Source organism: Shewanella sp. M16 (assembly GCF_018224605.1).
GTDB classification, from domain to species: Bacteria; Pseudomonadota; Gammaproteobacteria; order Enterobacterales; family Shewanellaceae; genus Shewanella; species Shewanella oncorhynchi.
This window is the reverse complement of record NZ_JAGTUL010000007.1, coordinates 135,820-150,715: the sequence shown is the minus strand read 5'-3', so window position 1 is coordinate 150,715 and position 14,896 is coordinate 135,820. Positions and strand designations below refer to the sequence as shown.

Sequence of the window (14,896 nt, the reverse complement as noted above, 5' to 3'; positions counted from 1 at the left end):
ATACTGAATTTAAATATCAATTACTTAGCTTTAATATCCTGTGCCATACCTTTTACAGGCAAAGGTTGCACTTTTAAGGCTGGGATTGGCTGTTTAACCAACTCATCCTTCAAATAACTTATTGCAGTTTCAAGCTGCGCATCTTTGCCATTAAAGGTAGCGAAAGGTAAGTTATCAACTTCAATATCCGGCGTTACGCCATGGCCTTCAAGCACCCAGCGGCCATCCATTGCATACTGTGGATACTCGGCCACCCGCGCCATCCCTTTATCGGTCAACGCATTTCGCCCAGATAACCACACACCCGCCCCTGCCGTTTGCTTACCAATTAAGGGCGCAATACCGAGTGCTTTAATCCCTGCGGAGAAGGTTTCGCCGTCGGAATAGGTCAGTTCATCGGTTAACACCACTAAATGACCGCGGAAGGTTTGTTGCATATTGGTGTTTGGCGTGCCGTGGGTCGGTTGCCAAAACGCCCAAGCGCGGCGTAGTAACTTCTCGATAATCCAACTGTCAATATTGCCACCGCGGTTACGGCGAACATCGATAATCAAACCCTCTTTATCGTAGTTGGCATAAAACTCACGGGCGAAACTTTCAATATCACCACCGCCCATGGCATATAAGTGCAAATAACCCATCTTGCCCTGACTTGCATCCTCGACCACAGCCGCGTTATGGCTCACCCAATCTAAGTAACGTAATTGACTGTCCACCACAGCGCTAACGGGCATGACGATGGTTTTATGGGTTTGGCTACCACGCTTAAGCTGTAGTAATACTTGCTTATCCTGTTGATTGCGCAGAAGACGCGTGACGTCGGCCACATTCACCACTGGCGTGCCATTAATAGCCAACAGCATATCGCCTTCTTTAGCATCGACTTCGATACGATTTAACGGTGAAGCATTAGCCGGTAACTCAGGATCGTTACTGTAAATGTGCGCGATTTTAACGCCATCTGCAGTTTGTTGTAGGCGCGCGCCAAGGCTTGCCGCTTTAGCCGCATCGGGATCTTGAGGTAAATCACCACCGCGCACCTGTGAGTGCAAAGAATCTAACTCGCCCATCATTTGCATGAAGATGTCATTCAGTTCGTTACGATCGGTCAGGCGGTCGAGCAAAGGCTGATACTTAGCCTTAGTGGCTTGCCAATCGAGGCCGCGCATCTTCTTGTCGAAGAAAGATTCTCGGTGCATCAACCACGCATCTTCAAACATTTGCTGCCATTCAAGCTGCGGAGAAATCGCTAGCTGCCATTGTTCCGTTTGCACTTTGGCATTATCCGTATCGCCTAATTTATCACCGCCATCAACAATCAGGAGTGATTTTTCATTACTGTGCTTACGTAGCATCAGCTTTTTACCATCGGCAGAAACCTCATATTGGCCAATGTCCTCGGCAAAAACCTCGGCTTTGGGGCTTAATCGGTCAAATTTGATGGTCATTAAATTAGGTGCGACATCGTCGCCAATAGCTTGATCTAACAAATAAAGTCTATCATCGACGACGCGCAGCTTACTGTAATTTCCTGAATCGACAGGCACTTGCCATAAACGCTGAGAGATCCCTGCCCAATCGATTTTTACTGGATTCGGTTTATCCTTAGCATCGGTTTTTTCAACTTGATTAGATTCGAGTTCATTGGGTTTACTAAAGGGGAATTTGGCATTTTTGACCAGTGCGATGGCAAAAATTTGGCTGCGTTTATCAAACACAGGGCCCATGTTTCTATCGCCCCAAGGTGAACTTGGTGTTGCGCTGAATTGGCGGTTTGACAGGAAATATAGCCACTGGCCGTCACTGCTAAAGGTTGGCGAATAGGACTCGTATTTGTCGCTGGTGAGCGTCTCGGCCTTATTTTCATCCACAGAATACAGAACGATTTGCGGACGTTGTTTACCGATTTCCGACTTAGTGAATGCAATAAAACGGCTGTCACCGGACCAGCGGATATCGGCGTAAGGCCCAAGTCCCTCGCCGTTAGTGATGATTTTTTGATTGGTATTTTTCTTTAAGTCGAGCAGCCAAACGTTACCATCGTTATCGTCATGGGCGATAAATCGACCGTCACTGGACAAATTAAGACTCATTCTTAAAGTATGACTGTCTTTGGTTAATTGTTTAGCGCCACTGCTGCCATCAGCAGGGAATTGCCAAATTTCCTGCTGACCTGTCATGTCGCTAATCGCATAAACCGACTTGCCATCTTGGCTCAACACAGCTTCCCTTACGCGATAAGTTCCCGGCAGTGCAACTTGAACTAAACGCGAGCCATCAATACCCGCGATCGCCACGTGGCTGCGGGCGGTGATCACTACTTTATCGCCAGCGGGGGCCAAATTAGTTGAAGAAGCGTAATCCATAGGATCTTTTACCCAATGCTCGCGGCGCTCGGCAAAATCGGAAATGAGTTCAATATTGAGTAACGAGTCTTTAGCGGCCGCAATATCAAACACATGGATATCCGCACCTAACTGGAATACCACTTTGCCTTGGTCCATCCGCGCACCGCGGACTTGCCAATCTTTAAATTGAGTCAACTGTTTTGCATCTGAACCATCGAGCGCCATCGACCAGAGGTTGTCGTTGCCATCGCTGTCGCTGATAAAATAGAGTCTGTCCTGCCATAGCATAGGTTGGCGCACTGAGCCGTCGTGTTGGCCGCTAAGCAACTGTGCTTCGGTTTTACTGCCGAGTTTAAAGCGCCATAATTCACCTTTTGCGCCGCCACGGTACACTTTGGCATTATCGCCAGTCACTTGCAGACCAAAGCGGGTGAAGTACACGTATTCGTTGCGATCATCAATCACACCTTCAACTGCATCGGCTAAGGGTAAATCTGTGGTGGTGAGGGTTTGAGGATCGACGCTGCGCAGTATCCAATTATTAGCAGGACCAAAGCCCGTGTCGGTAGAATATAAAATCTCGCCTTTGGCAGTCCAGCCCTGAACTCGTACACGGCTATTCTCAAAACTCACCCGTTTAGCCACACCGCCCGTAATGGGGATCACATACACTTCGCTCGCGCCTTCATAGTTGGCAACATAAGCAACCCACTTACCGTCGGCCGAAATAGTCGCCCCTAGCTCTTCCGCAGGTAAACTCGTTAAGCGAGTCGCCGCTTTTTGACCTAAGGTCTGAGTCCATAAATCCCCTTCTGCAGTAAAGACTAAGGTTTGATCGTGCAACGCTGGCGCACGGTAATACCCTTGATTGCTCACCGCATCGGCAGCGATGGTTTGGAACGCTGTTAATGTGCCAAGGGCAAGCATGCAGCAGGCGACAGAATGGCGAAGTTTCATGTATGACCTCTATCCTATTGTTATTTTTAGCAATAGACTCTTTACTACGAGATTTTGCTAGCAGATTTAGCGAAGAAATTCTTGCCATGGGCTTTTGTAAAAAACCACAATCAAGTCCAAAGCATGACAATTGAGCCCAACAAGCTAGCAGAATTTGATAGAGAGTTCAGTAACTTCGAGTCAGAGAAGTTTTAGCAAATGTGTCACATCTTAAATCGCGGAGGAACAACTGAATAAAAGACAGGATTCATTAGAGGAAAACATCAAAGATCATAGCGTTACCATATTGCACTAGGATAAAAATATACCAGAGTCGGACATGAGTGGCTAACGTGAAGGGCTAATGTTAAGGGCTGACATACAGCGTCTTTAGCGGACTGTTTAGGCGGCTCATATTAGACTGTTTCGCCAGTGTCATTTGTTGCCATTTATTGATCACTCGTGCAATTTCACCGTTATCCATCAAGGCCTTAATAGCATGATTAAACTGCTCTAACTGGCTTGGCGTCATACTCGCTTTGCTGAACATTAAATGAATATGGTTTTGATCTAACACTAACTTAAGTGGCACTAGCTTGATGCGTTGATGCTGGCTGGCGATATAGGGCATAGCTAAGGTATCTCCGACTATCATATCTCCTCTACCGTAGATAAGCATTTGCACAGACTTATCTGAGTCTGGACTTAATACTAACAAGTGCTCCTGCTCTAATCGATATTGAGATTCTTGATAATCTGCACCATACCAACCGCTAGAAGGGACAAGTAGACGCAATTTTTGGGTAAAAATGTCCTCCCATTTATCGATATTAATCTGATCTTTTTGCTCATCGAGTACAAATAAGCGCAGCTCTTCATCCCGGTAATAGGTTGAAAAAAGAGCATAGTTTTGACGTTCATCCGTCGTAGTCGCTCCCATCAACACATCTAACTGCCCTGCTCGCAACATCTGATGCGAGCGCTTAGCGGGCACATTAATAAAATGAACTTCACAACCAAGATACACTGCAAATGCCCGCATCAGATCCACATCTAAGCCTTGGGCTTCTCCTTGAGGATCTTGCCAAGCATAGGGAGGCCAATCGTTGTAACCGACTTTAATCGTGTTCTTACAAGGTAAAGGGCTATTGACCTGCGACGCACTTACAGCGGGCAAGACTAAAAAAAGCATAAATAAGACAGGAACGTATTTAAACCATGGCATAGGCTAAGTTACTTGCCTCTTAAGTTGATGATCCTCTCTTGATTAAGATGAAGTATAACGATTCAGCGTCAGACTTCCGCGAGGGAGTTCTACCTCAGTAAGCGTAGTTGTCACTTAGATAGCGCGCCATAAACACCGGCGAGATCACAGTAATTAGCCTAAAAAAGGGCGAGGAATAATAACAAAAAAGCACAACAGCCAAGAGTGAGATCTAAACGACTCACTATGCTGCGATAAAGGCTAAGCCTGAACGCAGGAGATAAAATAAAACTTTATAGATTTAAATTAGACACTTATAAATAATAGCAACAACTTTAGTGGGATCCCCCATATCGACTTGTAACCAAACTATGTGTGTCCCCCCCAATTCCTCACCCTGAGCCGTGGCGGACTCTTTAGCTTCATCAAGCCGGTTTTCATGGCGGCTCACCCCAGTGACTAAAGCAAAACTATCGCAGTGGGTAACTTCAAAATCGTAGGCCACGTTAATGCGACGATATAGTTCATGCTGCTTGGTCGCACATCCAGATATTAAAACGCAAAAACATGTACTTAACAGAAAAAATTTAGACAAATCAATTAACCCACAGATTAAACACGCGGGTGAACATAACTAATTGCAATCGATAAAATTGTGAACAATGTCACATATAAGAAACCAAGGATAATACAGAAAGTTACAAATATTAATTAAATATCATGTAGTTAACTAAGGGTTGTTTTATGTTCACTGGTAACACAAGCTCATCAATTCCTCACCATAAAACTCACACTTGTAAAAAAAGGGAGCCAAGCTCCCTTCCTACTTTTACGCCATGTTATTCCACTGCTAGGCAGACATCAGTAGGGCTAAAGCCCTTAAGCTAATATTTTGAATAAATGTACTTTTAATGCAGCAAAATCTGCCGCTAATTCCGCGGATAAGATGGGCTTACTCGCAACAGCTTCAAGCTCAGGCGGCAAGGGTAAGTTAAGCGTTAACTCTCTATCCACAACATCCTTAAATTTAGCGGGATGGGCAGTCCCCAAAAATATGCCCACTTCATCGGGCACTAAGGTTAAAGATAAGGCCTTAGCCGCAATCGCCGCGTGGGGCTCAGACACATAACCTTGAGCGTGTAACTCGGCTAATGCCTGTGACGTTTGTTCCTCCGATAAGCGAATACCCACTAAGCTACTCAGTGGCCAGCCTAATTTCTCACAAATGGCTTCCACACGCGGCCAGTTACTGGGTTCACTCACATCCATGGCATTGGACATAGTCGCTTGAGTCGGATTGGGCTGCCATTGGCCATTGTCTAAATAACGCGGCACTGTATCGTTGGCATTGGTCGCGGCAATAAAGCGTTTAACTGGTAATCCCATCGCTTTAGCGAATAAACCTGCGGTGAGGTTGCCAAAGTTACCACTTGGCACTGAAATCACAGGATCGGCTTCATGGCGTTGTTTAGACTGGGCAACCGCTTCAAAGTAATAGCAAATTTGCGCGAGTAAGCGGCTGATGTTGATAGAATTTGCCGAGTTTAAGCTCAACCCATCGCGGACTTCGGGATCATCAAAGGCGCGCTTAACCAGATCTTGGCAGGCATCGAAATCGGACGAGACGGCAACTGTATGGATATTCTTGCCCAAAGTCGTGAACATCTTTTCCTGTAGTTCACTGATCTTGCCCTTAGGATAGAGCACCACCACATTGACTTTCTCAAGCCCATAAAAAGCATCGGCAACCGCGGCGCCAGTGTCACCCGAAGTAGCAGTCAGAATGGTTAAGCGTGTGTCGCCGACAAAGGCATTGACGCATTGCGCCATAAAACGCGCCCCAAAATCTTTAAACGCCAGTGTTGGACCGTGGAATAATTCGAGGCAGGCACGCTGCTCATCGACGGCAACCAAAGGTAAATCGAAGTTAAAGGCACGCTCAACCAGTTCATCAACCGCATCTTGCCCTAGTTCAGAGGCAAGCCATGCACCGAGTACTTTTTTACTGCGCTCAACGAATGGCAACGCCAGCAATCCTTCAATATCGTCTAGTACGGGTATTTGACTAGGAAAGAACAAACCTCTGTCTTTACCTAACCCCAGTTGTACCGCTTCTTTAAAGTTCACTTTCTGCGAAGGGTGTTTTAAATTATATAGTTCCATGCTCACTCAACCTTTTGATGCTAAACCTTAAATGCTAATTTGGGGTACTTAGTCGTAGCTAAATTAACTATTAATCGACTCTACGCGTGCCTTGCTCATCGAGGCGACACACGTGGGCAAAGCCACCCTCCTCGGTGAGATAATGCTGTTCTAACCAAGCTTTAGCGGTATTTGCCGTGGCTAAATCATCGGTTATTGAAAACAGCGTTGGGCCGCTGCCCGAAATCCCCGTAGTCAACATGCCTAAATCGGCTAAAGCGGCTCTGGCCTTGTCGTAACCCGGGATCGCGGCGGCGCGATAGGGCTCGGCTAACACATCCTTTAATACGCTGATCGCAAGCTTGGCATTCTGCTGGTACGACGCATGCACAAAGGCGCTTAAATAACGGCCAAAATCGATAGTGACACTTTTATCATATTGATCAGGCATGAGTTTGCGCATCATTGCCGTTGAGAGTGAAATCCCTGGATAGGCCACAACCCAATACCATTCTTTAAAGCTGGGTATCGCTTCACAGACAGTGCCCGGCACATTGAGCATCAATTGCATGCCGCCCAAATAACAGGGGGCAACGTTGTCATAGTGCACACTACCGCTGATCTTCCCTTCAAACTCACCCATCAGTTCCAGCAGTGCTTGCTCGTTATAGGGTCTGTCAAAATGTTCATTCAAGGCATATAACGCCGCCACGACTGAGCTTGCACTCGACCCTAAACCACTGCCGACGGGCAGGTTCTTTTCCAGTGTGAGTGCCACACCTTCATCTGCTTTACCCTGCGCAGTTAAAAACTCCTTACTCATGGCTGTTAAGAAGAATTCGGCACATTGGTACACAATATTGTCTTGCGGATTATCAGGCAGTTTATGGGCCCAAGCGCCGGTCTGTATCAGACTCACACCCGACGCTGCTGCGGCGATAGTCACTCTATCGCCCAGTAAACTACCATCAATCGGCGCTAATGCTGCACCAAGTAAATCAAATCCGACTCCTACGTTACCCATAGAGGCTGGAGCGTAAACGGTCAAACTCATACACTCACCTCACGAGTCCAATTCAAGGTTCTTAATACATCGGCAAAGGCACCAGCAGCGGTCACTTCAGTCCCTGCGCCATAGCCGCGTAGCACAAAGGGAATGGGCTGATAATAGCGGCTATAGAACGCTAAGGCATTTTCACCGCCTTTAACGCTATAAAGCGGATCCAGTGCATCCACTTCGGCGATACGCACACGGCACACACCATCCTCAATTTGCCCAACATAACGCAGCACTTTACCTTGGGCTTTGGCCTGCGCCACTTTTGCGGCAATTGCGGCATCAACTTGCGGTAATCGTGCCATAAAGCTTTCAACATCACCTGAATCATCAAACTCGGCTGGCAATACAGATTCAACCTGCACGTCACTGAGCTCTAACTTTAGTCCCACTTCACGGGCAAGAATGAGCACTTTACGCGCCACATCCATACCACTCAAATCATCACGGGGATCGGGCTCAGTAAAACACTTTTCCCGCGCAAGACCTGTCGCTTCAGAAAGTGTCATGCCTTCATCGAGCATGCCGAAGATAAAGGATAAAGAGCCCGATAAAATACCGTTAAACTTATGCAGTTTATCACCCGCAAATAACAGTTTTTTCAGGTTATCGATCACAGGTAACCCCGCACCGACTGTGGTTTCGTATAAAAATTGGCGACGCTGTTTTAATGCCGTTTGGCGCAGTGCTTGATAATAAGCATAATCGCGAGTGTTCGACTTTTTGTTCGGCGTGACCACATGTAAACCTGAGTTCATCACATCCAAATACAGATCCGATACTTGCTCGCTCGAAGTGCAATCCACCAGCACTGGATTAAGCAATTGTTGCTCTTTTGCCCATGCGAGTAACGCTGGGATATCGCAGGTTTGCTGACTATCGGCAAGCAAGCTAGACCAGTTGCTTAAATCGATGCCTGCGCTGTCGAGTAACATCTTGTTCGAATTCACTATGCCGCAAACACGGATACTGATGTGCTGCTCTTTGAGCATGGCAGACTGTTGTTTTATCTGCTCGAGCAGGCCTGCCCCTACATTGCCGCAACCCACTAAAAACACATCTAAATACTGCTGCACATCGAAAAAGCCTTGATGACAAGCCGCCACCGCATGCTTAGTCTTACGCTGCTCGATCACAGTCGAAATCGAGCGCTCGGACGAACCTTGGGCGATGGCGATAATGTTCACGCTCGCCTGCGCTAACGCTTGGAAGAAACGCGCTGCCACGCCTTTGTGGGTGCGCATGCCATCACCAATCAAAGAAACGATAGCGAGCTCATGACGCATAGCAATAGGTTCAAGCAAGTCACTTTTTATTTCTAATTCAAACTCTTGCTCTAAGGCCCATTTCACTTTGGCCGAGTCAGACGTCGCCACACAGAAGCTAATACTGTATTCAGAGGAGCTTTGGGTGATTAAAGAGACTGACACGCCGCTGCGGGAAATCGCCGCGAGAGTACGGCTCGCCATGCCAACCATGCCTTTCATGCCTGGGCCTGATATATCGAACATGGTCTGGTTATCTAAATTGGAGATAGCTTTAACCTGCAAGCCGGTTTCATCGGCTTGGTTTGATACCAGAGTGCCGGGCGCATCGGGGTTAAAACTGTTTTTGATATAACAGGGAATATGGAACTGGGCGATAGGCGCAATCGTCTTAGGATGCAGCACCTTAGCGCCAAAATAGGAGAGTTCCATCGCCTCTTGATAGCTGAGTTGTGATAACAGCTTAGCATCGGCAACCACACGGGGATCGGTATTATAAACACCGTCAACATCGGTCCAGATTTCACAGCTCGAAGCATCTAAACAGGCGGCGAGCACGGCAGCAGAATAGTCAGAACCATTACGGCCTAACGTCACCACTTTGCCCTGTTCATCGGCGGCGGTGAATCCCGGCATTACCCATACGCGCTTTTCACCTAATGCCAACGCACGAAACCTTGGCTTACTCACAGCGATATCGACCACGGATTCTAACGGCCGACCACGACCCAGAAACAAGGCGCGAGGATCGAGTTGAGCAGACGTGATCCCCTTAGATAGCATCACTTGTTCCATCAAGGCTGCAGATAAACGCTCACCTGCCACCACGATTTCAGCACGTATGCCATCGGGACACTCTTGCAGTAAGCTAATGCCACGTAATCTATCCTGCCAAATCACCAACTGCGCATTAAGTCCAGAAAAGAGCTGTTCACTCTGCTCACTCGACAACATTGAAGTAACAGCATCTTGGTATAGCGAGGTAAATACCCGCTCAACATGCTGCAGCACAGACGAATAATCTTCACCTTTAACGGCTACATCAACCATTTCTAGTAACGCATTTGTCACAGTCGCCGGGGCCGATAGCACAGTCGCTATGGGTTCAAGCTTAGATGACTTAGCAACGATATCCGCCGCCATCGAGAATCGCTGCCAATTTGCAAGCGAGGTACCACCAAATTTCATTACTTTCATCTTGTTCTCCTGTACCGCGCCCGACTTAGAAATAAGAGCTAGAAACAAAAAAGCCCGCTTCTTTGTGGGAAGCGGGCTCATCGTTAAAATTCTTTAGGGTGTATCAGCCCGCCCCCACTGTTGTTGTAGTGGTGGTTGTAATAATGGTAGTTACTACGAAACCTAGGCTATGCATGTGTTTGGGCTAATCCATGTTAATTTCTTGATAAACAGAATTGCTTTTTTTACCCGCGCTTGTCAACCCCTAAAATGGATTATTTATAGGCAAATATTAACGCTCGATAAAATACTGTATCAAGATTCGTTAATATGAAGTTTTCTAGGGGTAAAAATGCGATTTACGCAATAGATAACTGTTGACGTCAACGTAACACGGCACGAAACCATTAGATAATCACTTGTTTTCCATCTAATTATTTATAGTGCACTTTTAAATAATGCGTTATTTGTTCTACCTCATCACTCAGGCTAAATTGACAGGCTAACGAGCAAAAAACACATTACTCATCCTTTCTACCGTAAAGCACCGACAAATTTGCCTAAAAAAACCTGTGCGATATCTAACATAAGCCACTTCAAATTATCGCCAGCACTAAAAAAGCACGTTATTATGCGCGCACATTACGAATTGGAGGCGATATGAAGATCACTCAACACAGCGCGGTAACCATTCATTACCGTTTATCAGATCAAGAAGGCAGACTATTAGAAGACTCTTTCGACTCTGAACCTATGCTATATCTACACGGCACTGAAAACCTGATCCCAGGTTTAGAAGCCGCATTAGATGGTAAAAGCAAAGGCGAAAAACTCGATGTCACTATTAGTGCCGAAGAAGCCTATGGCCCTTATCACGATGGCCTACGTCAAGCAGTGCCATTAGAAGCCTTTGGTGATATCGAAGATATCGTCCCAGGTATGCGCTTCATCGCTGAAACTGAAATGGGTCAGCGCCCAGTTCAAGTCATGGAAGTGAAAGACGATGTGGTTATCGTCGATGGCAACCATCCTTTAGCGGGCCAATCGCTCAATTTCAGCGTCGAAATCGTTGACGTTCGTGAAGCCTCAGCCGAAGAAATCGCTCATGGCCACATTCATGCCCAAGGTGGTTGTGGAAGCCATGGACATGATCACGACCACGGCGGTGGATGCTGTGGCGGTTCAGGCAAACAAGAAGCGGGCGGATGTTGTGGTGGTTCAGACCACGATCATGGACACCACCATGAAGAGCACGAAGCCTGTGACACACCTAAAACAGGTTGTGACGGTAATGGCGGCTGTGGTTGCCGCGGCTAAACAAAGCCTGATACCAGAAGTTAAACGAGAAGTTGTTTATCCGTAAGTGATTAAACTGCCATGGTTTAACCTTTTAAGATGCACGCCCTTAATTTAAGGTCGTGCATTTTTTATACACAAGCGTTTATAATATTCGTAATAGATAAATAACTGACTGGTAAATTGAAGTATTCAAATTTTATATAAATATTTTCAATTAGATATTGATATCAACCTAAGTTAAGCGACGGAGTGCTTATGTTAACCAAACCACTTTACGAAATTTTGCCTTTTGGCTACATGGCGCTCGGTAGTTCGAGTTTTATTGCACTCGACATCAGCTATGCCTTGATAGCGGCAACTGTGGTATTTGTATTAGGTGCGAGGATCTACGTTATGCGTTCTCAAAACCGTCGAACAGACTCGGCTAAGCGGCGTAAATCGGGTTATCTTCCCGAGATAATTTATAACTTTCTACCTTTTATCTATCTCTTAGCGGCGCTGGCTATCTTTAAATTCCTTCCCAAGGATCTTTACCCAATTCTGGCTATCTGTTTACTCAGCTACGGCTTATACATTCTGGTTCGTCGTTCCCTCTATCGTCGTCATAAGCTTCCCATCACGCCTTAAGACTTAGTTCTATTCACCACAATAAGAGCATCACAAGAGTTGTATCCAGGTGAACACTAACCAATTAATTTTTGAACTTTCGCCCTATGCTCAGAAGACATATTCTTCAAATAATTAGAACAACGTGTAATCGTTGCAATACTGACTTCATATTCCGCAGCGATATGCCTTTGACTCATTTCCCCGTCTAACAGCAATTGAAAGACCTTCAAACGTCCGGCAACGGCACTACGTTCTTCTTCGGTTAACAGTAAATGAAACAACACAGAAAGATCTTCATAATTGCTGTGGCTCAAAATTTTTTCTAATACTAGATCCCAGTTAGCTCGCATAATCACCCTCATAAGTACTGTTCAAGCATTACATTAGCAGTCTAACAGATTTAGCCTACTTACAAATAAATTGTTACGTTTAGCAGTCTGATCCAGACAAAAACTGACAAAATTGCTTCTAGTACATCAAGTTAATTTGTGTACAATAGGAGTGCAATGTCACACTTCGACGCTAATTTGTGAGAATACGATGAAAAAATCACTACTTACTCTCGTTGCCAGTACCTTATTGGCTTCAACTGCTCAAGCACACAATTTCGAAGACTCTAAAGATGCAATTGAATACCGCCAATCTGCATTTGGTCTTATTGCTTATAACTTCGGCGATATGGCTGCCATGATGAAAGGTAAAAAACCTTTCGAAGCCGAAACCTTCGCAATGCGCGCAACGAATGTTGCTGCATTATCCAAAATTCCTTTCGAAGGTTTTATTGATGGCTCAGACAAAGGTGATACCGAAGCCCTAGCCAAAGTTTGGCAAGACAGAGCTGATTTTGATGCAAAAATGAAAACCTTCCAAGAGAATGCTGCCATTCTGGCTACTGTAGCTCAAAAAGGTAATCAAGCTGAAATCAAACAAGCCTTTATGGACACAGGAAAAAGCTGTAAAAGTTGTCACGATATTTATAAGAAAGATTAGTTTGACGTTGTTTTTCCCATCAAAAAGCCTGCTAAATAGCAGGCTTTTTGTTGTTCCCAAACTGAGTATAAATCTACAGAACTTGCACTATTGGCCACATTAAATAGCCAAAGACCACAGCAGCGCATACTGTGAACAGCACTAAAGCAAGCCACTCAGACTTGAATCGAAGCTCGCTCTTCGCACTTGATGAAAAAGCAACCTTCGAGACTTTCTTGTAACCACTGATCATAGCACCAACTAACTTATCCCCTTTCATGGCATGAATAATCACAGCCAGTACATGAATGGCACTCAGCAAGAGAATAAGGTTAAAGTTCGTTTTGTGTAACCAAGTCAAAAAACCACTGGTATCTGAACTGACGTAGCTATATAGCGGACCTTCGGTAAAAATATTATCAGTCGCAAAAAGGCCTGTAACTAATTGAAGGCTAATGATCCCAATCAACGCGATGACCATATAGCCACCGATAGGATTGTGTCCAAGTACCACAGACATCCCTTTAGTTCGAATCGTCCTCAAGTAGTCGAGTACAACTTTGGGGTGATGAACAAAGTGGCTAAACCTTGCCGTATCGCTACCAATGAGCCCCCAGAGGATCCTAAATCCAATAAGGATCAGCAAACTATAAGCAAAAATTTGATGCCACTGCATTTCGCCCGCATCGGCACTCCACCATAAAAGTGCCAACAGACACACCATGCCCCAATGGAAAATTCGCGTGGGTAAATCCCAGACCTTAATTTTAACGTGTTCAGTATTCATAAAATGGGCAAACTCAAAGTGACCGAATGGAATAAGTAGAGGTATTTTATCGGGATTCGGGATGAAACTTAAAGTAAATATAAGTAAATAAGGGCAAAGACTGCGGAGTTATCCCATCGAATATGACCCCATTTAGCTGGCAATACAAGGCTTTTGGGCCAAGAATTATTGATATTTGTCTAAGTGATCAAATATCCAACGAACAGTATCTAATGGGCACAAAAACGTGATCTACATCTCGTTTTATAGTGCGAACCTTGGTAATCTGAAATCCAAGGAAACAACAGAAGGTTCGAAATATGCTAAAGATTACTAGCAAGCAACTTGAAGTCACATCTCCTATTCGCGAACGCATTGAAAGCCGTTTTGAAAAACTTTCAAGGCATGATGTGCAAATGATAAATCCCCATGTAATCATTACGGAGGAGAAACCTGGTTTCAAAATTGAAGCATCGGTTGGCATCCCAAATGGAGAACTCTTCGCTCAAGCAAAACATGAAAATTTATATACTGCGATTAACGCTATGGGCCAAAAATTAGAGAAGCAGCTCAATCGCATAACACACAAACCTGAAGCTCAACGCTCCACATCACTAACACCGACTAATAATGTTGTTGAAATTGACGACGAGTACGAGGAGGAAGATGCGGCATAATTTAAATCTGGTGAGTACGAGAAACGCATCACTTTGAGAGCAATAAAGTAGAAATATTTAATCAGATCACAGTTTTTACAAAAGCTTAGTGCAATCATTTTAATGATGAAAAAAACAGTTCTTTTGACTAAATACCTACTACACTTTACAAAGTGACAGCAAGAATCGAAGTGGTGCGGATTTAAATCGTTTCAAATGTTGATTTACTTTAAATTTTGATTTACAAATATTGATTAACAGATCTTAAGTTCTAAGTAACGTTACTGGATATAACTAAGGAGCACTACTAATCTAAGCTATATAGTTTTAAGTACTAAGGTTTACTGTTAATGATTAATTTTACTTATAATTTCTACGTTTAAAAGTTCAATTTTTATTTTCAACTAGGTTCCACTTTCAATAGCAAGTTTGGAAAGGAGGCAACACAAGAGCGAACAATTTGATTTTA

12 protein-coding genes are annotated in these 14,896 nt (G+C 44.9%); 4 read left to right on the top strand and 8 right to left on the bottom strand.

Going from position 1 to position 14,896, the window contains the following annotated elements:
• Window positions 1–20 precede the first annotated feature (20 nt).
• From KFE26_RS07015 to thrA, 6 genes are all read right to left on the bottom strand, one after another.
• Window positions 21–3,305 (bottom strand): S41 family peptidase, encoded by a 3,285-nt coding sequence (locus KFE26_RS07015; protein ID WP_212599999.1) that lies wholly within the window; start codon window positions 3,303–3,305, stop codon window positions 21–23.
• Between the two features lie 346 nt (window positions 3,306–3,651).
• The gene (locus KFE26_RS07010; protein WP_212599998.1) at window positions 3,652–4,509 is read right to left on the bottom strand and encodes an ABC transporter substrate-binding protein; all 858 of its coding nucleotides are present in this window, start codon (window positions 4,507–4,509) and stop codon (window positions 3,652–3,654) included.
• A 280-nt stretch (window positions 4,510–4,789) separates the two neighbouring features.
• Window positions 4,790–5,083, bottom strand: coding sequence for a hypothetical protein (locus tag KFE26_RS23980; RefSeq protein ID WP_028760793.1), 294 nt, complete (start codon window positions 5,081–5,083; stop codon window positions 4,790–4,792).
• 284 nt (window positions 5,084–5,367) lie between these two features.
• Window positions 5,368–6,651, bottom strand: a complete 1,284-nt coding sequence (thrC, locus tag KFE26_RS07005) for a threonine synthase (protein ID WP_212599997.1) — start codon at window positions 6,649–6,651, stop codon at window positions 5,368–5,370.
• Window positions 6,652–6,721: 70 nt separating this feature from the next.
• Window positions 6,722–7,684 carry a homoserine kinase gene (gene thrB / locus KFE26_RS07000; RefSeq protein WP_212599996.1) on the bottom strand — a complete coding sequence of 321 codons (963 nt, stop codon included), beginning with the start codon at window positions 7,682–7,684 and terminating at the stop codon, window positions 6,722–6,724.
• Window positions 7,681–10,149 (bottom strand): bifunctional aspartate kinase/homoserine dehydrogenase I, encoded by a 2,469-nt coding sequence (thrA, locus tag KFE26_RS06995; RefSeq protein ID WP_168823401.1) that lies wholly within the window; start codon window positions 10,147–10,149, stop codon window positions 7,681–7,683. The genes thrB and thrA overlap by 4 nt, the downstream gene beginning before the upstream one ends.
• Before the next feature lie 639 nt (window positions 10,150–10,788).
• On the opposite strand from thrA, the gene slyD reads away from it, so the two are divergent.
• Both slyD and KFE26_RS06985 read left to right on the top strand, forming a co-directional pair.
• A complete protein-coding gene (slyD, locus tag KFE26_RS06990) occupies window positions 10,789–11,445 on the top strand; it encodes a peptidylprolyl isomerase (RefSeq protein ID WP_028760797.1) in 657 nt (218 codons plus the stop codon).
• Between the two features lie 237 nt (window positions 11,446–11,682).
• On the top strand, window positions 11,683–12,054 hold the full coding sequence (locus tag KFE26_RS06985; RefSeq protein ID WP_105249843.1) for a hypothetical protein: 372 nt from the start codon (window positions 11,683–11,685) through the stop codon (window positions 12,052–12,054).
• Window positions 12,055–12,110: 56 nt separating this feature from the next.
• On the opposite strand, the gene trpR is transcribed toward KFE26_RS06985, so the two are convergent.
• A complete protein-coding gene (gene trpR / locus KFE26_RS06980) occupies window positions 12,111–12,386 on the bottom strand; it encodes a trp operon repressor (protein WP_028760799.1) in 276 nt (91 codons plus the stop codon).
• 190 nt (window positions 12,387–12,576) lie between these two features.
• Between trpR and KFE26_RS06975 the strand changes: the two genes are divergently transcribed.
• Window positions 12,577–13,026: a cytochrome c gene (locus KFE26_RS06975; RefSeq protein WP_212599995.1), complete on the top strand. Its 450-nt coding sequence runs from the start codon at window positions 12,577–12,579 to the stop codon at window positions 13,024–13,026.
• A 73-nt stretch (window positions 13,027–13,099) separates the two neighbouring features.
• Here the strand turns inward: KFE26_RS06975 and KFE26_RS06970 are convergent, their stop codons facing one another.
• On the bottom strand, window positions 13,100–13,792 hold the full coding sequence (locus tag KFE26_RS06970) for a cytochrome b/b6 domain-containing protein (protein ID WP_212599994.1): 693 nt from the start codon (window positions 13,790–13,792) through the stop codon (window positions 13,100–13,102).
• Between the two features lie 299 nt (window positions 13,793–14,091).
• Between KFE26_RS06970 and hpf the strand changes: the two genes are divergently transcribed.
• Entirely contained in the window at window positions 14,092–14,448 is a 357-nt protein-coding gene (gene hpf, locus KFE26_RS06965) for a ribosome hibernation-promoting factor, HPF/YfiA family (RefSeq protein WP_105249847.1), read from the top strand.
• Window positions 14,449–14,896 lie beyond the last annotated feature (448 nt).

Excerpts from the sequence above, each read along its gene's own strand:
- KFE26_RS06985 (WP_105249843.1), top strand. The coding sequence starts at position 11,683 with ATGTTAACCAAACCACTTTACGAAATTTTGCCTTTTGGCTACATGGCG.
- KFE26_RS06970 (WP_212599994.1), bottom strand. The coding sequence starts at position 13,792 with ATGAATACTGAACACGTTAAAATTAAGGTCTGGGATTTACCCACGCGA.
- thrA (WP_168823401.1), bottom strand. The coding sequence starts at position 10,149 with ATGAAAGTAATGAAATTTGGTGGTACCTCGCTTGCAAATTGGCAGCGA.
- hpf (WP_105249847.1), top strand. The coding sequence starts at position 14,092 with ATGCTAAAGATTACTAGCAAGCAACTTGAAGTCACATCTCCTATTCGC.
- thrC (WP_212599997.1), bottom strand. The coding sequence starts at position 6,651 with ATGGAACTATATAATTTAAAACACCCTTCGCAGAAAGTGAACTTTAAA.
- KFE26_RS07015 (WP_212599999.1), bottom strand. The coding sequence starts at position 3,305 with ATGAAACTTCGCCATTCTGTCGCCTGCTGCATGCTTGCCCTTGGCACA.
- trpR (WP_028760799.1), bottom strand. The coding sequence starts at position 12,386 with ATGCGAGCTAACTGGGATCTAGTATTAGAAAAAATTTTGAGCCACAGC.
- KFE26_RS06975 (WP_212599995.1), top strand. The coding sequence starts at position 12,577 with ATGAAAAAATCACTACTTACTCTCGTTGCCAGTACCTTATTGGCTTCA.
- KFE26_RS07010 (WP_212599998.1), bottom strand. The coding sequence starts at position 4,509 with ATGCCATGGTTTAAATACGTTCCTGTCTTATTTATGCTTTTTTTAGTC.
- slyD (WP_028760797.1), top strand. The coding sequence starts at position 10,789 with ATGAAGATCACTCAACACAGCGCGGTAACCATTCATTACCGTTTATCA.
- thrB (WP_212599996.1), bottom strand. The coding sequence starts at position 7,684 with ATGAGTTTGACCGTTTACGCTCCAGCCTCTATGGGTAACGTAGGAGTC.